Genomic DNA, 14880 nt, shown 5'->3' with positions numbered 1-14880 from the left:
GTATTTCTCGCCACGTAGTGACATAATATGTATTTACATACGATACATTTATCGTGTACATACGAAGGCAAGAGGTTAGCACTTTGTAAGGGGTGTGAAAATATGTTTAAATTTAATGATGAAAAAGGGCAATTAAAATGTTCTTTCTGTGGTAAAACACAAACGCAAGTTCGAAAGTTAGTGGCAGGTCCAGGTGTTTACATTTGTGACGAGTGTATCGAACTTTGTACTGAAATTGTACAAGAGGAGCTTGCGAAGGACGAAGAAGTAGAATTCAAAGATGTACCGAAACCGGTAGAAATTCGTGAAATCTTAGATGAGTATGTCATCGGGCAAGATAGCGCGAAAAAAGCACTAGCGGTAGCGGTATATAACCATTACAAACGTATTAATTCTAACAGCAAAATTGATGATGTAGAATTAGCGAAGAGTAATATCGCACTTATCGGGCCAACAGGTAGTGGTAAAACATTACTTGCACAAACGTTAGCGCGTATTCTAAATGTTCCATTTGCAATCGCGGACGCAACATCTTTAACAGAAGCTGGATATGTTGGAGAAGATGTAGAAAATATCTTACTAAAATTAATTCAAGCAGCTGATTATGATGTAGAGAAAGCGGAAAAAGGAATCATTTATATTGATGAGATTGATAAAGTGGCACGTAAGTCCGAAAATCCATCAATTACACGTGATGTATCTGGTGAAGGTGTGCAGCAAGCACTTCTGAAAATTTTAGAAGGTACTGTAGCAAGCGTTCCACCTCAAGGTGGTCGTAAGCATCCGCACCAAGAGTTTATTCAAATTGATACAACGAACATCTTATTCATTTGTGGTGGAGCGTTTGATGGCATTGAGCCGATTATTAAACGTCGCCTTGGTGAAAAAGTAATTGGATTTGGTTCTGAGAAGAAAAATGCTGATGTAAATGAGAAGCATGTTTTATCTCACGTATTACCAGAGGATCTTTTAAGATTTGGTTTAATTCCAGAGTTTATCGGTCGTCTTCCAGTTATTGCGAACCTAGAGCCACTTGATGAAGATGCTCTTGTTGATATTTTAACGAAACCGAAAAATGCACTTGTTAAGCAATTCCAAAAACTATTGGAGCTTGACGATGTTGAGTTAGAGTTTGAAGAAGGTGCACTAATCGAAATTGCGAAAAAAGCAATTGAACGTAAAACGGGTGCTCGTGGACTTCGTTCTATTATTGAAGGCTTAATGCTTGATGTAATGTTCGAACTTCCATCTCGTAAAGATATCGAGAAGTGTATTCTTACAAAAGAAACAGTAGCTGATAATGAGCCGCCAAAATTGGTGTTACAAGACGGTACTGTACTTGATACAAAAACATCTGCATAATGCGAAAGGGAAACAGCAATTTTTATAATTGCTGTTTTTCTTTATGTTTAGCTACGTTCCTCCGCGGAAATACTAAGAGATAAAATATTGCGGGAGGAAATAAATAATGAGCTGGACAAATATATTTTTAGTTGTTCAACTTGTTTTTGGTGTAATTGTCGGATTGTATTTCTGGCATTTACTTCGAAATCAACGAACACAAAAAGTTTCAATTGATCGAGAATCGAAAAAAGAATTAGAACAACTTCGTAAAATGCGTGAGATTTCTTTAACAGAGCCGCTAGCAGAAAAGGTGCGTCCTACAACCTTTTTAGATATTGTAGGGCAAGAGGACGGGATTAAGTCGTTAAAAGCGGCTCTTTGTGGTCCGAATCCGCAACATGTAATCATATATGGCCCACCAGGTGTTGGGAAAACAGCGGCAGCACGTCTTGTATTAGAAGAAGCGAAACGAAATCCTAAATCTCCATTTCGTACGAATGCAACATTTATTGAACTTGATGCGACAACAGCTCGGTTTGATGAACGTGGTATCGCAGACCCTTTAATTGGTTCGGTGCATGATCCGATTTATCAAGGTGCTGGGGCGATGGGGCAAGCAGGTATTCCGCAACCGAAAAAAGGTGCTGTAACAGATGCACATGGTGGTATTTTGTTTATTGATGAGATTGGCGAGCTCCATCCGATTCAAATGAACAAAATGTTAAAGGTGTTAGAAGATCGAAAAGTATTTTTAGAAAGTGCGTACTATAGTGAAGAAAATACAATGATCCCAACATATATACATGATATTTTCCAAAAAGGCTTACCGGCAGATTTTCGCTTAGTTGGAGCAACGACACGTTCGCCAGAGGAAATTCCTCCTGCTATTCGGTCACGTTGCTTAGAAGTATTTTTCCGTGAATTAGATACGGAAGAAATTCAAAAAGTAGCGAAAAATGCCGCGGAAAAAGTGGAAATGCAAATAGGTGAAAATGGTATTGAGATGATTGGGATGTATGCAAGGAATGGACGAGAAGCGATTAATCTCGTGCAAATCTCTGCGGGTATGGCGATAAATGAAGAACGTTCTTTCATTAAGGATGAAGATATAGAGTGGGTTGTTCACTCAAGTCAGCTTACACCGAAATATGAAAAGCGCATTTATCCGATTCCAAGGATTGGTCTTGTAAATGGTCTTGCTGTATACGGACCAAATACAGGTGCGTTATTAGAAATTGAAGTAACAGCAATTCCGGCGAAAGATAAAGGATCGGTAAATGTTACCGGAATTGTGGAAGAAGAAAGTATTGGTAGTCAAACGAAATCTATTCGTCGTAAAAGTATGGCGAAAGGCTCTGTTGATAATGTATTAACAGTACTTCGTTCTTTAGATGTGTTGCCAGAAGGATACGATATACATATTAATTTTCCAGGGGGTATCCCAATTGATGGCCCTTCTGCAGGAATCGCTATGGCAACAGGTGTATATTCTGCGGTGCATCGCACGTATGTAAATAATGAAGTAGCGATGACAGGTGAAATAAGTATACACGGAGAAGTAAAGCCTATTGGTGGTGTATACGCAAAAATAAAAGCTGCGAAAAAAGCGGGAGCTAAGAAAGTCATTATTCCTGCTGAAAATATGCAACCATTTTTGTATACGATCAAGGGAATTGAAATTATTCCTGTCCGTAAGTTAAAAGAAGTATTTGAGTTAACGTTTATGCAAGGAAATATGCATAGAGAGCTAGATGTACATACTAACGTAGACGAAACAGATGCACAATCTATGTAAAAATAAACAATAATAAAATTTGCCAGACTTCGTTTAAGTTTGTATGCTTAATCGGAGTCTTTTTCTTTTCGTGAGGTAGAAAAACAAGCTATTTACAATTGCGCGGAATCTCAGCAATTGCATCTAGGTGTATTGTAATATAAAATAGTTGAACAGGAGTTTAATTTATTATGGAGGTGCTATGTCTAGTATGAATACGAACGAAAGAATCGTGCCCCTCCTACCATTAAGAGGCGTTCTCGTATATCCAACGATGGTTTTGCATCTTGATGTAGGACGTGATAAATCGATACAAGCACTAGAGCAGGCGGCAATGGATGAAAATATCATCTTTTTAGCAATGCAAAAAGAAATGAATATCGATGATCCGAAAGAAGATGACATATATAGTGTAGGTACAGTGGCGAAAGTGAAGCAAATGTTAAAATTGCCGAACGGTACGCTTCGTGTCCTTGTGGAAGGTTTACATAGAGCAGAAGTAATAGAGTTTATCGAAGAAGAAAATGTAGTACAAGTGTCTATTAAAACGGTAACTGAAGAAGTAGAAGATGATTTAGAAGAGAAAGCTTTTATGCGTACGTTACTGGAGCATTTCGAACAATATATTAAAGTTTCGAAAAAAGTTTCAAATGAAACTTTTGCAACGGTAGCTGATGTGGAAGAACCAGGGAGATTAGCTGATTTAATTGCTTCTCACTTGCCGATTAAAACGAAGCAGAAACAAGAGATTTTAGAGATTGTATCTGTAAAAGAACGATTACAAACACTTATTTCAATTATTCAAGATGAACAAGAGTTACTTAGCCTAGAAAAGAAAATTGGGCAAAAAGTGAAACGTTCCATGGAGCGCACGCAAAAAGAATATTTCTTACGTGAGCAAATGAAGGCGATTCAAACTGAACTTGGCGACAAAGAAGGCAAGGGCGGAGAAGTAGAAGAACTTCGTGAGAAAATTGAACAGTCAGGAATGCCGGAAGAAACAATGAAGGCTGCCCTGAAAGAATTAGATCGTTATGAAAAGTTACCAGCAAGTTCTGCGGAGAGTGGTGTTATTCGCAATTATATTGATTGGTTATTAGCGCTTCCGTGGACAGAGGCAACAGAAGATATAATTGATCTTGCTCATTCGGAAGAGATTTTAAATAACGATCATTACGGTCTTGAAAAAGTGAAAGAGCGTGTACTTGAATATTTAGCTGTACAGAAGTTAACGAATTCATTAAAAGGACCTATCCTTTGTTTAGTAGGCCCTCCTGGGGTCGGCAAAACTTCGTTAGCGCGTTCAATTGCAACATCATTGAATCGTAACTTCGTCCGTGTATCTCTTGGTGGTGTGCGTGATGAATCTGAAATTCGTGGTCACCGTCGTACATATGTTGGAGCAATGCCAGGACGCATTATTCAAGGTATGAAAAAGGCGAAAACAGTTAATCCAGTCTTCTTATTAGATGAGATTGATAAAATGTCTAACGATTTCCGTGGAGATCCATCAGCGGCATTACTTGAAGTATTAGATCCAGAACAAAACCATAACTTCAGTGATCATTACATTGAAGAACCATATGATCTATCAAAAGTTATGTTTGTAGCAACTGCTAATACACTTTCAAGTATTCCAGGTCCATTACTTGACCGCATGGAAATCATTTCGATTGCTGGCTATACAGAACTTGAAAAAGTACACATTGCTCGTGAGCATTTATTGCCGAAACAATTAAAAGAACATGGCTTACGAAAAGGTAATTTACAAGTGCGTGATGAAGCGCTGCTTGAGATTATTCGTTATTATACACGTGAGGCTGGTGTTCGTACGCTAGAGCGCCAAATTGCAAAAGTTTGCCGTAAAGTAGCGAAGATTATCGTTACAGCAGAACGTAAACGTATCGTTGTGACAGAGAAAAAGATTGTTGATTTACTTGGTAAACACATATTCCGTTATGGGCAAGCTGAAAAAACAGACCAAGTTGGTATGGCAACAGGTCTAGCTTACACAGCAGCAGGCGGCGATACACTTGCCATTGAAGTTTCTGTAGCGCCAGGAAAAGGGAAACTAATTTTAACAGGGAAACTTGGGGATGTTATGAAAGAATCAGCACAAGCTGCGTTTAGTTATATACGTTCTCGTGCAGAAGAGCTTCAGATCGATCCGAATTTCCATGAGAAAAATGATATTCATATTCACGTTCCAGAAGGAGCAGTTCCAAAAGACGGACCGTCAGCAGGTATTACGATGGCAACGGCACTTATTTCTGCGCTAACAGGTATTCCTGTAAGTAAAGAAGTGGGTATGACAGGTGAAATTACACTTCGTGGTCGTGTATTACCAATTGGTGGTTTAAAAGAAAAAACATTAAGTGCTCACCGCGCAGGCTTAACAAAAATTATTTTGCCAGCAGAAAACGAGAAAGATTTAGATGATATTCCAGAGAGCGTAAAAGAAAACCTTACGTTTGTGCTTGCATCTCATTTAGATGAAGTATTGGAGCACGCATTAGTAGGAGTGAAACAATGAAAGTAACAAAAGCAGATATTGTAATTAGTGCTGTTAAACCAGAACAATATCCAGACAGTGATTTACCAGAAATTGCATTAGCAGGTCGTTCAAATGTGGGGAAGTCTTCCTTTATTAATAAAATTTTAAATCGTAAAAAGTTAGTGCGTATTTCTTCTAAACCAGGAAAAACGCAAACGCTGAACTTTTTCTTAATCAATGAGATGATGCACTTTGTTGACGTTCCAGGTTATGGATATGCAAAAGTATCTAAATCAGAGCGCGCTGCATGGGGGAAAATGATTGAAACGTACTTTACAACTCGTGAGCAATTAGACGCAGCTGTATTAGTAGTTGATTTACGTCACCAACCAACAAGTGATGACGTGATGATGTATGATTTCTTAAAGCATTATGAAATCCCAACAATTATTATTGCGACGAAAGCCGATAAAATTCCGAAAGGGAAATGGCAAAAGCATTTAAAAGTTGTAAAAGAAACGCTTGCTGTTGAAATTGGCGATGAAATTGTTCTATTCTCTTCTGAAACAGGACTTGGAAAAGAAGAAGCGTGGAAAGCAATTCATAAATTTACAAAAACAAAAAACGCGTGACGAATGTCGCGCGTTTTTGTTTTGCTAAATTTTTTAGCGTACGTTTAATGTAACTTCAATATTTCCTCGTGTTGCTTTCGAGTAAGGACATACACCGTGAGCCGCTTCTACAAGTTCTTGTGCTTCGCTATGTGAAACGCCAGCCACATGTACATCAAGTACAGCAGATAGACCGAAACCACCATCTGTATCTTTTCCGATAGAAACGTGAGCAGTTACTTCTGTACTTTCTACTTTCACACGTTTTGTACGAATGACAAGTTGTAATGCACTATCGAAACAAGCTGCATAACCAGCTGCAAATAGTTGTTCTGGATTTGTTGCTTCTCCGCCTGCACCACCTAGTGCTTTCGGCATTTTTACATCAAGATTTAATATGCCATCATCTGAAACTACTTTCCCATTTCTTCCACCTGTTGCTGTTACTGAAGCAGTATATAATTTATCCATATTTATTCCCCTTTTCCATCATTAATTGTTTTCATTGTGTCAATTAGTTTATTTAGTTGAATTAATAAAGAGCGATATTCTTGCTCTGTAATTCCTAAGTTTGTAGCCATCGTTGTCGGTAATGAACAAGCCTTTTCCTTTAAATCTTTGCCTTGTTCTGTTAATTCAATACAAACTTTTCGCTCGTCTTCTTTGGAACGAACACGTTTTACAAGTTTTAATGATTCCATGCGTTTTAACATAGGTGTTAAAGTACCAGAATCTAAAAATAGACGTTCTCCAATTTCTTTTACTGTTAGTCCATCTTGCTCCCATAGTACGAGTAAAGTAATGTACTGGGGATACGTAATACCCATTTCTTCTAAATAAGGTCGATAAAAACGAGTAACCTCTCTAGAGCAGGCGTAAATAGAAAAACAAAGTTGGTTATCTAGATGCAAAGAGTCCTCTGTCATAAATAACTCCCTTCTAATTAAGTTGTGCGCAATTTAATTTTGTAAAACCAATATAACGAAAAAGAAATACAATGTCAAATACATTGTATTGAGAAAGTCTTTGTTGCATTTTGGAACAATCATACATATTTTCCTTCATGATGAAAGAAGATAGGGAAGATGATGTTATAATTTATATGGAATAGTTTCCATCACTTGATTATGAGGGCTTTTTTTGGTAACGTACAAATAGAGTTATTAATTTATAATCATTATAAAGTAGAAGTTTTTTTATTAGTGTTACTGAATCTCCTTTATTACATACGGAGAATAATTAAAAAATAATCGGTTGTTCACACGATTGTCAGATTCATAAGAGGAAAGTTGTATTATGATAGTAGATAAAGTGATAAAACGGGTGAAGGGGGACATGCTGCGTGCATATTCTTGTTGTTAGTGTAAATTATCGAACAGCCCCTGTAGAATTTCGTGAGAAACTCACATTTCAGGCAGCAGAACTAGAGCGAGCGATGACTACATTACAAAATCAAAAGAGCGTGTTAGAGAATGTCATTGTATCAACTTGTAATCGCACTGAGATTTATGCTGTTGTCGATCAATTACACACGGGACGGTATTATATTAAGAAGTTTTTAGCTGATTGGTTTCAGCTTGAAATAGAAGAAGTCGCGCCATATTTAACTATTTTTGAACAAGATGGTGCAATAGATCATTTATTCCGCGTAACGTGCGGTTTAGATTCTATGGTAGTCGGAGAAACGCAGATTTTAGGTCAAATAAAAGATAGCTTTTTAGAAGCGCAACAAGTTAAAGCAACAGGCACAATTTTTAATGAATTGTTTAAGCAAGTCATTACATTAGCAAAACGTGCCCACTCAGAAACAACAATCGGGGAAAGTGCGATGTCTGTTAGTTATGCTGCTGTTGAGCTTGGAAAGAAAATATTTGGCGAGTTAACAGATTGTCATGTGCTTATTCTTGGTGCTGGTAAAATGGGCGAACTTGCACTGCAAAACTTATATGGAAGTGGTGCTCGTAAAGTAACAGTTATGAATAGGACGCTTTCGAAAGCAGAAGTAATGGCTGAGAAATATATGGGACATGCAAAATCGTTAAGCGAATTACAATGTGCATTATTAGAAGCAGATATTTTAATTAGTTCAACTGGTGCATCGGAGTATGTCATTACGAAAGAGATGATGACAAAGGTAGAGAAAATGCGCTCTGGTCGCCCTTTGTTTATGGTTGACATTGCAGTGCCACGTGATATTGATCCAGCGATTGATGAGCTAGAAGGTTCTTTCTTGTATGATATTGATGATTTACAAGGAGTAGTGGAGGCAAACCGTGCTGAGCGTTTGAAAGAAGCAGAGAAAATTCAATTTATGATTGAAGAGGAAATTGTTCTATTTAAAACGTGGTTAAGTACACTTGGTGTTGTTCCATTAATATCAGCTCTTCGTGATAAGGCACTTGCAATCCAAAGTGAAACGATGGTAAGCCTAGAGCGAAAAATACCAAACCTTAGTGATCGTGAGAAAAAAGTCATTAGTAAGCATACGAAAAGTATTATTAATCAATTATTAAAAGACCCAATTTTAGTAGCGAAAGAAATAGCTGCTGAAGAGGGAGCGAGCGAAAAATTAGCGTTATTTGCGAAGATTTTCGATTTAGAAACGGAAGACGTAGAGAGTTGTGCGGAAGAAGTAGAACATAAAAAAGTGTGGACACCATCCGTTCCATCTTTATAATTTGGAAGGATGATCGGATGAGTTTTTTAAATAACAGTATTATTTATCATATTGCAATTATTTTATATGCTTGTAGCATTAGTTTATATTTTATAGATTATTTCCAAAGTAACCGAAAGGCGAACCGATTTGCTTTTTGGTTACTTGCGATTGTATGGGTCCTGCAGTCTATTTTTATGTTGCTTAGGGCTACAGATTCAGAAACGAATCCTATTTTAACTTTATTATCAGGGATTTATTTTTATGTTTGGTTATTGATTACGATGTCGTTAGTCATTAATCGATTTATGAGGATTGACTTTTTAGTCTTTTTTACAAATGTTGTTGCATTTGGCGTAAGCGCTTTTTCTATTTTTACACCGCTCGGAAAGATGTCGCCAGTACTTGCGGAACAATTAGTTTCAGAACTTGTATACGTGCATGTCGGTATGGCAATTATTTCTTACGCAACGTTTACTGTATCGTTCATTTTTTCTATTATGTACTTATTACAATATCGCCTATTAAAAAAGAAAAAATGGAATGCGAGATTAAGAAGGTTAGGGAATTTACCGAAGCTAGAATCTATGTCTTACGGATTAAATTTATTTTCTGTTCCATTTTTCTTACTAGCAATTTTATTAGGATGTATATGGGGATATACAAAATTGGATAATTTCCATTGGTATGATACGAAAGTAATCGGATCTTTTGTCGTTCTATTTGTGTATTGCACAGGTTTATATTTACGAGCGGCAGATGTGTTGCAAGGTAAGAAAATTGTACAGTGGAATATCGGATCGTTTCTCGTAATGCTAGTAAACATTTTTCTATTAAGCAGTTTATCCAATTTCCACTTTTGGTATTTATAATGAGGAGAGAGAATTATGCGCAAAATTATTGTAGGATCACGAAAGAGTAAACTAGCATTAACGCAAACAAACTGGTTTATTGATCAGTTAAAAGCCCTAGGTCTACCATATGAATTTGAAGTGAAAGAAATTGTCACAAAAGGTGATGTTATTTTAGATGTTACTCTTTCAAAAGTAGGCGGCAAAGGCTTGTTTGTAAAAGAGATTGAACACGCGCTACTTACGAAAGAAATCGATATGGCTGTACATAGTATGAAAGATATGCCAGCCGTACTTCCAAAAGGTTTAATGATTGGCTGTACACCAAAGCGTGTTGACCCTCGTGATGCTTTTATCTCAAAAAATGGAGCATCGTTTAAAGAGTTAGCGGAAGGTGCTATTTTAGGTACGAGTAGTTTAAGACGTAGTGCACAGCTACTCGCTGCGAGACCAGATTTACAAGTTAAGTGGATTCGCGGGAATATCGATACACGTTTACGTAAATTAAAAGAAGAAGATTACGATGCGATTATTTTAGCGACAGCTGGATTACAAAGAATGGGCTGGGATGATGAAGTTATTACAGAACATTTAGATGAAGCGTTATGTGTACCTGCTGTAGGACAAGGTGCATTAGCGATTGAGTGTCGTGAGGATGATAAGGATTTATTGCAATTGTTAGCGCATATTAATGATACGATAACAGAAAGAACAGTGGCAGCGGAGCGAGTATTTCTTCATAAACTTGAAGGTGGATGCCAAGTTCCAATTGCTGGATATGCAACCCTTACAGAAAACGATGCAATCGAATTAACAGCTCTTGTCGGCTCTATGGATGGCTCTGTTTTATTAAAAGAGACAGTAGTGGGTACTAATCCTGAGGAAGTAGGATTAGAGGCCGCGGACCGTTTAATTAAGCAAGGCGCCAAAGAACTCATTCTTGCTGCAAATAAGGAGCAACAATAAATATGAACGCTCTCGCTGGAAAAACGGTATTGATTACACGTGCCCAGCATCAAGCGAAACAAATGAGTGTAGCAGTGAAAGAAAAGAGCGGAATTCCATTGGAAATTCCGCTTTTGCGTATGGAAGGTATGTCTCATAGGCAAATTCAACATATTGAAGAGCAGCTACATTCATACGACTGGGTTATTTTTACGAGCAGAAATGGTGTAGCTTTTTTTCTGGATAGTTTAAAAAAGAAACTACCACTAACCATTAAAATCGCTGCGGTAGGTGTGAAAACAAAATTAGAGTTAGAAAAAAGGGGCTATCAAGTTCATTTTGTTCCGACTTTATTTGTTGCAGAAGCATTTGCAGAAGAGTTTCTAAAAGAATTAAGTGGAAATGAACGTATTTTATTTCCGAAAGGGAATTTAGCAAGAGAGGTAATTCCGGTTGCACTTCGGGAAATTGGTATTTCTCTAGATGAGCTAACCGTATACGGTACGAAAGTGAATATAGAAAAAAAGCAAGAGCTTATAGCGGCATTGAAGTTAGGGAAAGTAGACATTATTACATTTACGAGCCCTTCAACTGTTACTAGTTTTGTTCGTTTACTTGAGGGTACAAACTGGAGAGAATGGACAAAAAAATGTACAATTGCTTGTATAGGACCTATTACGGAAAAAGAGGCAAGTCTTTATTTTCCGTCTGTTATTGTGCCGAAAGAGTACACTGTAGAAGCATTACTACAATGTGTTTGTGAATCTATAAAATGAAAGAATGGGGATAGAAATCTATGAACTCTTTACAATTTAATCGTCATCGTCGTTTAAGACAAAGCGGGGGCATGCGTGCGCTTGTGCGTGAAACGTTTTTACATACGGAAGATTTTATTTACCCTATTTTTGTATTAGAAGGTGAAAATGTTCGTAATGAAGTTCCTTCTATGCCAGGCGTATATCAAATGTCTTTAGATTTATTGCAAGCTGAAATGCAAGAAGTTGTTGATTTAGGTATTCGTTCTGTTATTGTATTTGGTTTACCTGCTGAAAAGGATGAAGTTGGATCATCAGCATATTGTGATCATGGAATTGTACAACGTGCTATTCAGCAAATTAAAGGTGATTTCCCTGAGCTAGTAGTAGTTGCAGACACATGTTTATGTCAATTTACAAGCCATGGTCATTGCGGTGTAATTGAAGATGGTATTATTTTAAATGACGAGTCTCTTGCAGTTCTTGCGAAAACAGCTGTAAGTCAAGCGAAAGCAGGAGCGGACATTATTGCGCCATCAAACATGATGGATGGCTTCGTAACAGCAATTCGCCATGCATTAGACGAAAATGGTTTTGGACACGTGCCAGTTATGTCGTACGCTGTGAAATATTCATCAGCATTTTATGGACCATTCCGTGATGCTGCGCACGGTGCACCGCAATTTGGTGACCGTAAAACATATCAAATGGATCCGGCAAACCGTATGGAAGCATTCCGTGAAGCAGAATCGGATGTAATGGAAGGTGCAGATTTCTTAATCGTAAAACCAGCTCTTTCTTACTTAGATATCGTTCGTGATGTGAAAAATAACTTTAATTTACCAGTTGTCGCTTATAATGTAAGTGGTGAATATTCGATGATTAAAGCGGCAGCGCAAAATGGTTGGATTAATGAAAAAGAAGTTGTTCTTGAAAAATTAATTAGTATGAAACGTGCAGGAGCAGATTTAATTATTACGTATCATGCAAAAGATGCAGCAAGATGGTTACAAGAAGGAGGCGCTAAATAATGAAAAAGTTTGATAAGTCAATTGCAGCGTTTGAAGAGGCGCAAGACTTAATGCCTGGTGGCGTAAATAGCCCGGTTCGTGCCTTTAAGTCTGTTGGGATGAATCCGTTGTTTATGGAGCGTGGAAAAGGCTCTAAAGTATATGATATCGATGGGAATGAATATATCGACTACGTATTATCATGGGGTCCTTTAATTCATGGTCATGCAAATGATCGTGTTGTAGAAGCGTTAAAATCTGTTGCTGAAAGAGGTACAAGCTTCGGTGCACCAACAGAAATTGAAAATAAATTAGCAAAACTTGTTATTGAGCGCGTGCCATCAATTGAGATTGTGCGTATGGTTAACTCTGGAACGGAAGCAACAATGAGTGCACTACGTTTAGCTCGTGGTTATACAGGTCGTAATAAAATCTTGAAATTTATCGGTTGTTACCACGGTCATGGTGATTCGCTATTAATTAAAGCTGGTTCTGGTGTGGCGACTTTAGGTTTACCAGATAGTCCTGGTGTACCAGAAGGTGTAGCGAAAAATACGATTACAGTAGCTTATAACGATTTAGAAAGCGTAAAATACGCGTTTGAACAATTCGGTGATGATATTGCTTGTGTAATTGTAGAACCAGTAGCAGGAAATATGGGGGTTGTTCCTCCACAGCCTGGATTTTTAGAAGGTCTTCGTGAAGTAACAGAACAAAACGGTGCATTGCTTATTTTTGATGAAGTAATGACAGGGTTCCGAGTAGCTTATAATTGTGGCCAAGGTTATTATGGCGTAACGCCTGATTTAACATGCTTAGGTAAAGTAATCGGTGGTGGTTTACCAGTAGGAGCATACGGTGGTAAAGCGGAAATTATGCGCCAAGTTGCGCCAAGCGGACCGATTTACCAAGCTGGTACTTTATCAGGTAACCCACTTGCAATGGCGGCAGGTTATGAAACGTTAGTACAGTTAACGCCAGAATCATATGTAGAATTTGAGCGTAAAGCTGAAATGTTAGAAGCTGGATTACGTAAAGCAGCTGAAAAACATGGCATTCCTCACCATATTAACCGTGCAGGCTCTATGATTGGTATTTTCTTTACAGATGAACCCGTTATTAATTACGATGCAGCAAAATCTTCAAACTTAGAATTCTTTGCGGCTTACTATCGTGAAATGGTAGAACAAGGTGTATTCTTACCGCCATCTCAATTCGAAGGTTTATTCTTATCGACAGCACATAGTGATGCAGATATTGAAGCGACGATTGCAGCAGCTGAAATTGCAATGTCAAAATTAAAAGCGTAATGTATTAGAGAAAATCGCTCTCCATAAGGGGAGCGATTTTTTTTATTCATAAAGTAAGCTTTCCGCACATAAATCTGTAATGACATATAGTTTGGGAGGGGGAAAAGAAGTGGCTGCAGATCATTCATTACGATTTTCATTAAAAGAATCTGTGTGGTTCCAAAAAGGACAGGAAGTCGAAGAACTTTTGTCAATTTCGTTAGATCCAGACGTTGAGATAGAAGAGCTTGATCATGAAGTAATCGTGAGAGGACAATTAGATTTAACGGGAGAGTATGTTGCACGAAAAGATGATTCGGCGTATTCATTAAGAGAACTATCGCCAGCAAAGTCAATTGATTATGTAGAAACAAGAGAAGATGGGGTTAATGAACTTGTACATTCCTTTCCACTTGAAATATCAATTCCGAGAAATCGAGTGAAAGTAATTGAAGAGCTATATGTATCAATCGAGGAATTTGATTATGAATTAAAGGAAAATGGTTGCTTACAATTATTAGCGGATATATCTATTACCGGTTTGTGTGATGAAGAGAGAAGCGAGGATGAAGTTGAAGAGGAAGAAACGGTGTATGCTGAGTTAGAAGAAGATTCAGCGCAAGAGGATGAAAATAGACCGGCGCCGCATGTAGAAGAACCAGCATATAAGGAATCAGATGAGTGGGAAGATTACGCATTTGAACCGTTCCAATTAGAGGAAAGAAAAGAGCAGGAATTAGAAGAAGAGAAAATAGAAGAACATGAATTTGTGGAACGTGAAGAGGAGCAAGAAACAACGCCACAATTTGAACTGTTCGGACGAAAAGATTTCAAGAAAGAAAAAGCGAAAAAGCAGGAAGAACAAGAAGAAGAGTACTCACAGCGAGATGAAAATGCGCTTTATTTAACAAAACTATTTACGAAAGAACCGGAAGAAGAATTTACAAAGTTAAGAATGTATTTCGTGCAAGAAGGGGATACAATTGAATCTATTGCAGACCGTTATGAAACGTCTGTACAAAATTTACACCGTGTCAATCAAACAGAAGATATATTTTTAAATACGGGGCAAATTATTTATATTCCCGTTTCAAGGGTAAAGACGAAATAAGGAAGTGAGTGTTTTCACTCACTTCCTTTCTTAGAGGCTA

The 14880-nt window shown here is 37.7% G+C and carries 13 protein-coding genes; 11 read left to right on the top strand and 2 right to left on the bottom strand.

Annotated elements, in window-relative coordinates:
* Positions 1–102 precede the first annotated feature (102 nt).
* The 4 genes from clpX to ysxC all read left to right on the top strand — a co-directional run bounded on the left by clpX (position 103) and on the right by ysxC (position 6244).
* Complete coding sequence (clpX, locus tag N2V80_RS22370; protein WP_000472289.1) at positions 103–1362, top strand: ATP-dependent protease ATP-binding subunit ClpX; 1260 nt, start codon at positions 103–105, stop codon at positions 1360–1362.
* Between the two features lie 106 nt (positions 1363–1468).
* A complete protein-coding gene (gene lonB, locus N2V80_RS22365; protein WP_000119180.1) occupies positions 1469–3139 on the top strand; it encodes an ATP-dependent protease LonB in 1671 nt (556 codons plus the stop codon).
* A 181-nt stretch (positions 3140–3320) separates the two neighbouring features.
* Complete coding sequence (gene lon / locus N2V80_RS22360; protein WP_000097285.1) at positions 3321–5651, top strand: endopeptidase La; 2331 nt, start codon at positions 3321–3323, stop codon at positions 5649–5651.
* Positions 5648–6244 (top strand): ribosome biogenesis GTP-binding protein YsxC, encoded by a 597-nt coding sequence (ysxC, locus tag N2V80_RS22355; protein WP_000869116.1) that lies wholly within the window; start codon positions 5648–5650, stop codon positions 6242–6244. Before lon ends, ysxC begins: the two co-directional genes overlap by 4 nt.
* A 33-nt stretch (positions 6245–6277) precedes the next feature.
* On the opposite strand, the gene N2V80_RS22350 is transcribed toward ysxC, so the two are convergent.
* On the bottom strand, positions 6278–6694 hold the full coding sequence (locus tag N2V80_RS22350) for an organic hydroperoxide resistance protein (RefSeq protein WP_000359781.1): 417 nt from the start codon (positions 6692–6694) through the stop codon (positions 6278–6280).
* A gap of 2 nt (positions 6695–6696) precedes the next feature.
* Positions 6697–7149, bottom strand: a complete 453-nt coding sequence (locus tag N2V80_RS22345) for a MarR family winged helix-turn-helix transcriptional regulator (RefSeq protein WP_000133916.1) — start codon at positions 7147–7149, stop codon at positions 6697–6699.
* 416 nt (positions 7150–7565) lie between these two features.
* On the opposite strand from N2V80_RS22345, the gene hemA reads away from it, so the two are divergent.
* From hemA to spoVID, 7 genes are all read left to right on the top strand, one after another.
* Complete coding sequence (hemA, locus tag N2V80_RS22340) at positions 7566–8900, top strand: glutamyl-tRNA reductase (RefSeq protein WP_000547867.1); 1335 nt, start codon at positions 7566–7568, stop codon at positions 8898–8900.
* 17 nt (positions 8901–8917) lie between these two features.
* Entirely contained in the window at positions 8918–9751 is an 834-nt protein-coding gene (locus tag N2V80_RS22335) for a cytochrome c biogenesis protein (protein ID WP_000008991.1), read from the top strand.
* A 15-nt stretch (positions 9752–9766) separates the two neighbouring features.
* A complete protein-coding gene (gene hemC / locus N2V80_RS22330; RefSeq protein ID WP_061654505.1) occupies positions 9767–10696 on the top strand; it encodes a hydroxymethylbilane synthase in 930 nt (309 codons plus the stop codon).
* Between the two features lie 2 nt (positions 10697–10698).
* Positions 10699–11451, top strand: a complete 753-nt coding sequence (gene hemD, locus N2V80_RS22325; protein WP_000992342.1) for a uroporphyrinogen-III synthase — start codon at positions 10699–10701, stop codon at positions 11449–11451.
* Positions 11452–11471: 20 nt separating this feature from the next.
* The gene (gene hemB / locus N2V80_RS22320; RefSeq protein ID WP_001087065.1) at positions 11472–12461 is read left to right on the top strand and encodes a porphobilinogen synthase; all 990 of its coding nucleotides are present in this window, start codon (positions 11472–11474) and stop codon (positions 12459–12461) included.
* Positions 12461–13750, top strand: coding sequence for a glutamate-1-semialdehyde 2,1-aminomutase (gene hemL / locus N2V80_RS22315; RefSeq protein ID WP_000712943.1), 1290 nt, complete (start codon positions 12461–12463; stop codon positions 13748–13750). Before hemB ends, hemL begins: the two co-directional genes overlap by 1 nt.
* A gap of 79 nt (positions 13751–13829) precedes the next feature.
* A complete protein-coding gene (spoVID, locus tag N2V80_RS22310) occupies positions 13830–14840 on the top strand; it encodes a stage VI sporulation protein D (protein WP_003285397.1) in 1011 nt (336 codons plus the stop codon).
* Positions 14841–14880: the final 40 nt, after the last annotated feature.

The sequence above is a fragment of the Bacillus sp. FSL W8-0640 genome (assembly GCF_038007725.1).
GTDB classification, from domain to species: domain Bacteria; phylum Bacillota; class Bacilli; order Bacillales; family Bacillaceae_G; genus Bacillus_A; species Bacillus_A cereus.
This window is presented reverse-complemented; position numbering and strand designations above follow the sequence as displayed.

Coding starts and splice junctions, on each gene's coding strand:
- clpX (WP_000472289.1), top strand. CDS start 103: ATGTTTAAATTTAATGATGAAAAAGGGCAATTAAAATGTTCTTTCTGT.
- lonB (WP_000119180.1), top strand. CDS start 1,469: ATGAGCTGGACAAATATATTTTTAGTTGTTCAACTTGTTTTTGGTGTA.
- lon (WP_000097285.1), top strand. CDS start 3,321: ATGTCTAGTATGAATACGAACGAAAGAATCGTGCCCCTCCTACCATTA.
- ysxC (WP_000869116.1), top strand. CDS start 5,648: ATGAAAGTAACAAAAGCAGATATTGTAATTAGTGCTGTTAAACCAGAA.
- N2V80_RS22350 (WP_000359781.1), bottom strand. CDS start 6,694: ATGGATAAATTATATACTGCTTCAGTAACAGCAACAGGTGGAAGAAAT.
- N2V80_RS22345 (WP_000133916.1), bottom strand. CDS start 7,149: ATGACAGAGGACTCTTTGCATCTAGATAACCAACTTTGTTTTTCTATT.
- N2V80_RS22335 (WP_000008991.1), top strand. CDS start 8,918: ATGAGTTTTTTAAATAACAGTATTATTTATCATATTGCAATTATTTTA.
- hemC (WP_061654505.1), top strand. CDS start 9,767: ATGCGCAAAATTATTGTAGGATCACGAAAGAGTAAACTAGCATTAACG.
- hemD (WP_000992342.1), top strand. CDS start 10,699: ATGAACGCTCTCGCTGGAAAAACGGTATTGATTACACGTGCCCAGCAT.
- hemB (WP_001087065.1), top strand. CDS start 11,472: ATGAACTCTTTACAATTTAATCGTCATCGTCGTTTAAGACAAAGCGGG.
- hemL (WP_000712943.1), top strand. CDS start 12,461: ATGAAAAAGTTTGATAAGTCAATTGCAGCGTTTGAAGAGGCGCAAGAC.
- spoVID (WP_003285397.1), top strand. CDS start 13,830: ATGACATATAGTTTGGGAGGGGGAAAAGAAGTGGCTGCAGATCATTCA.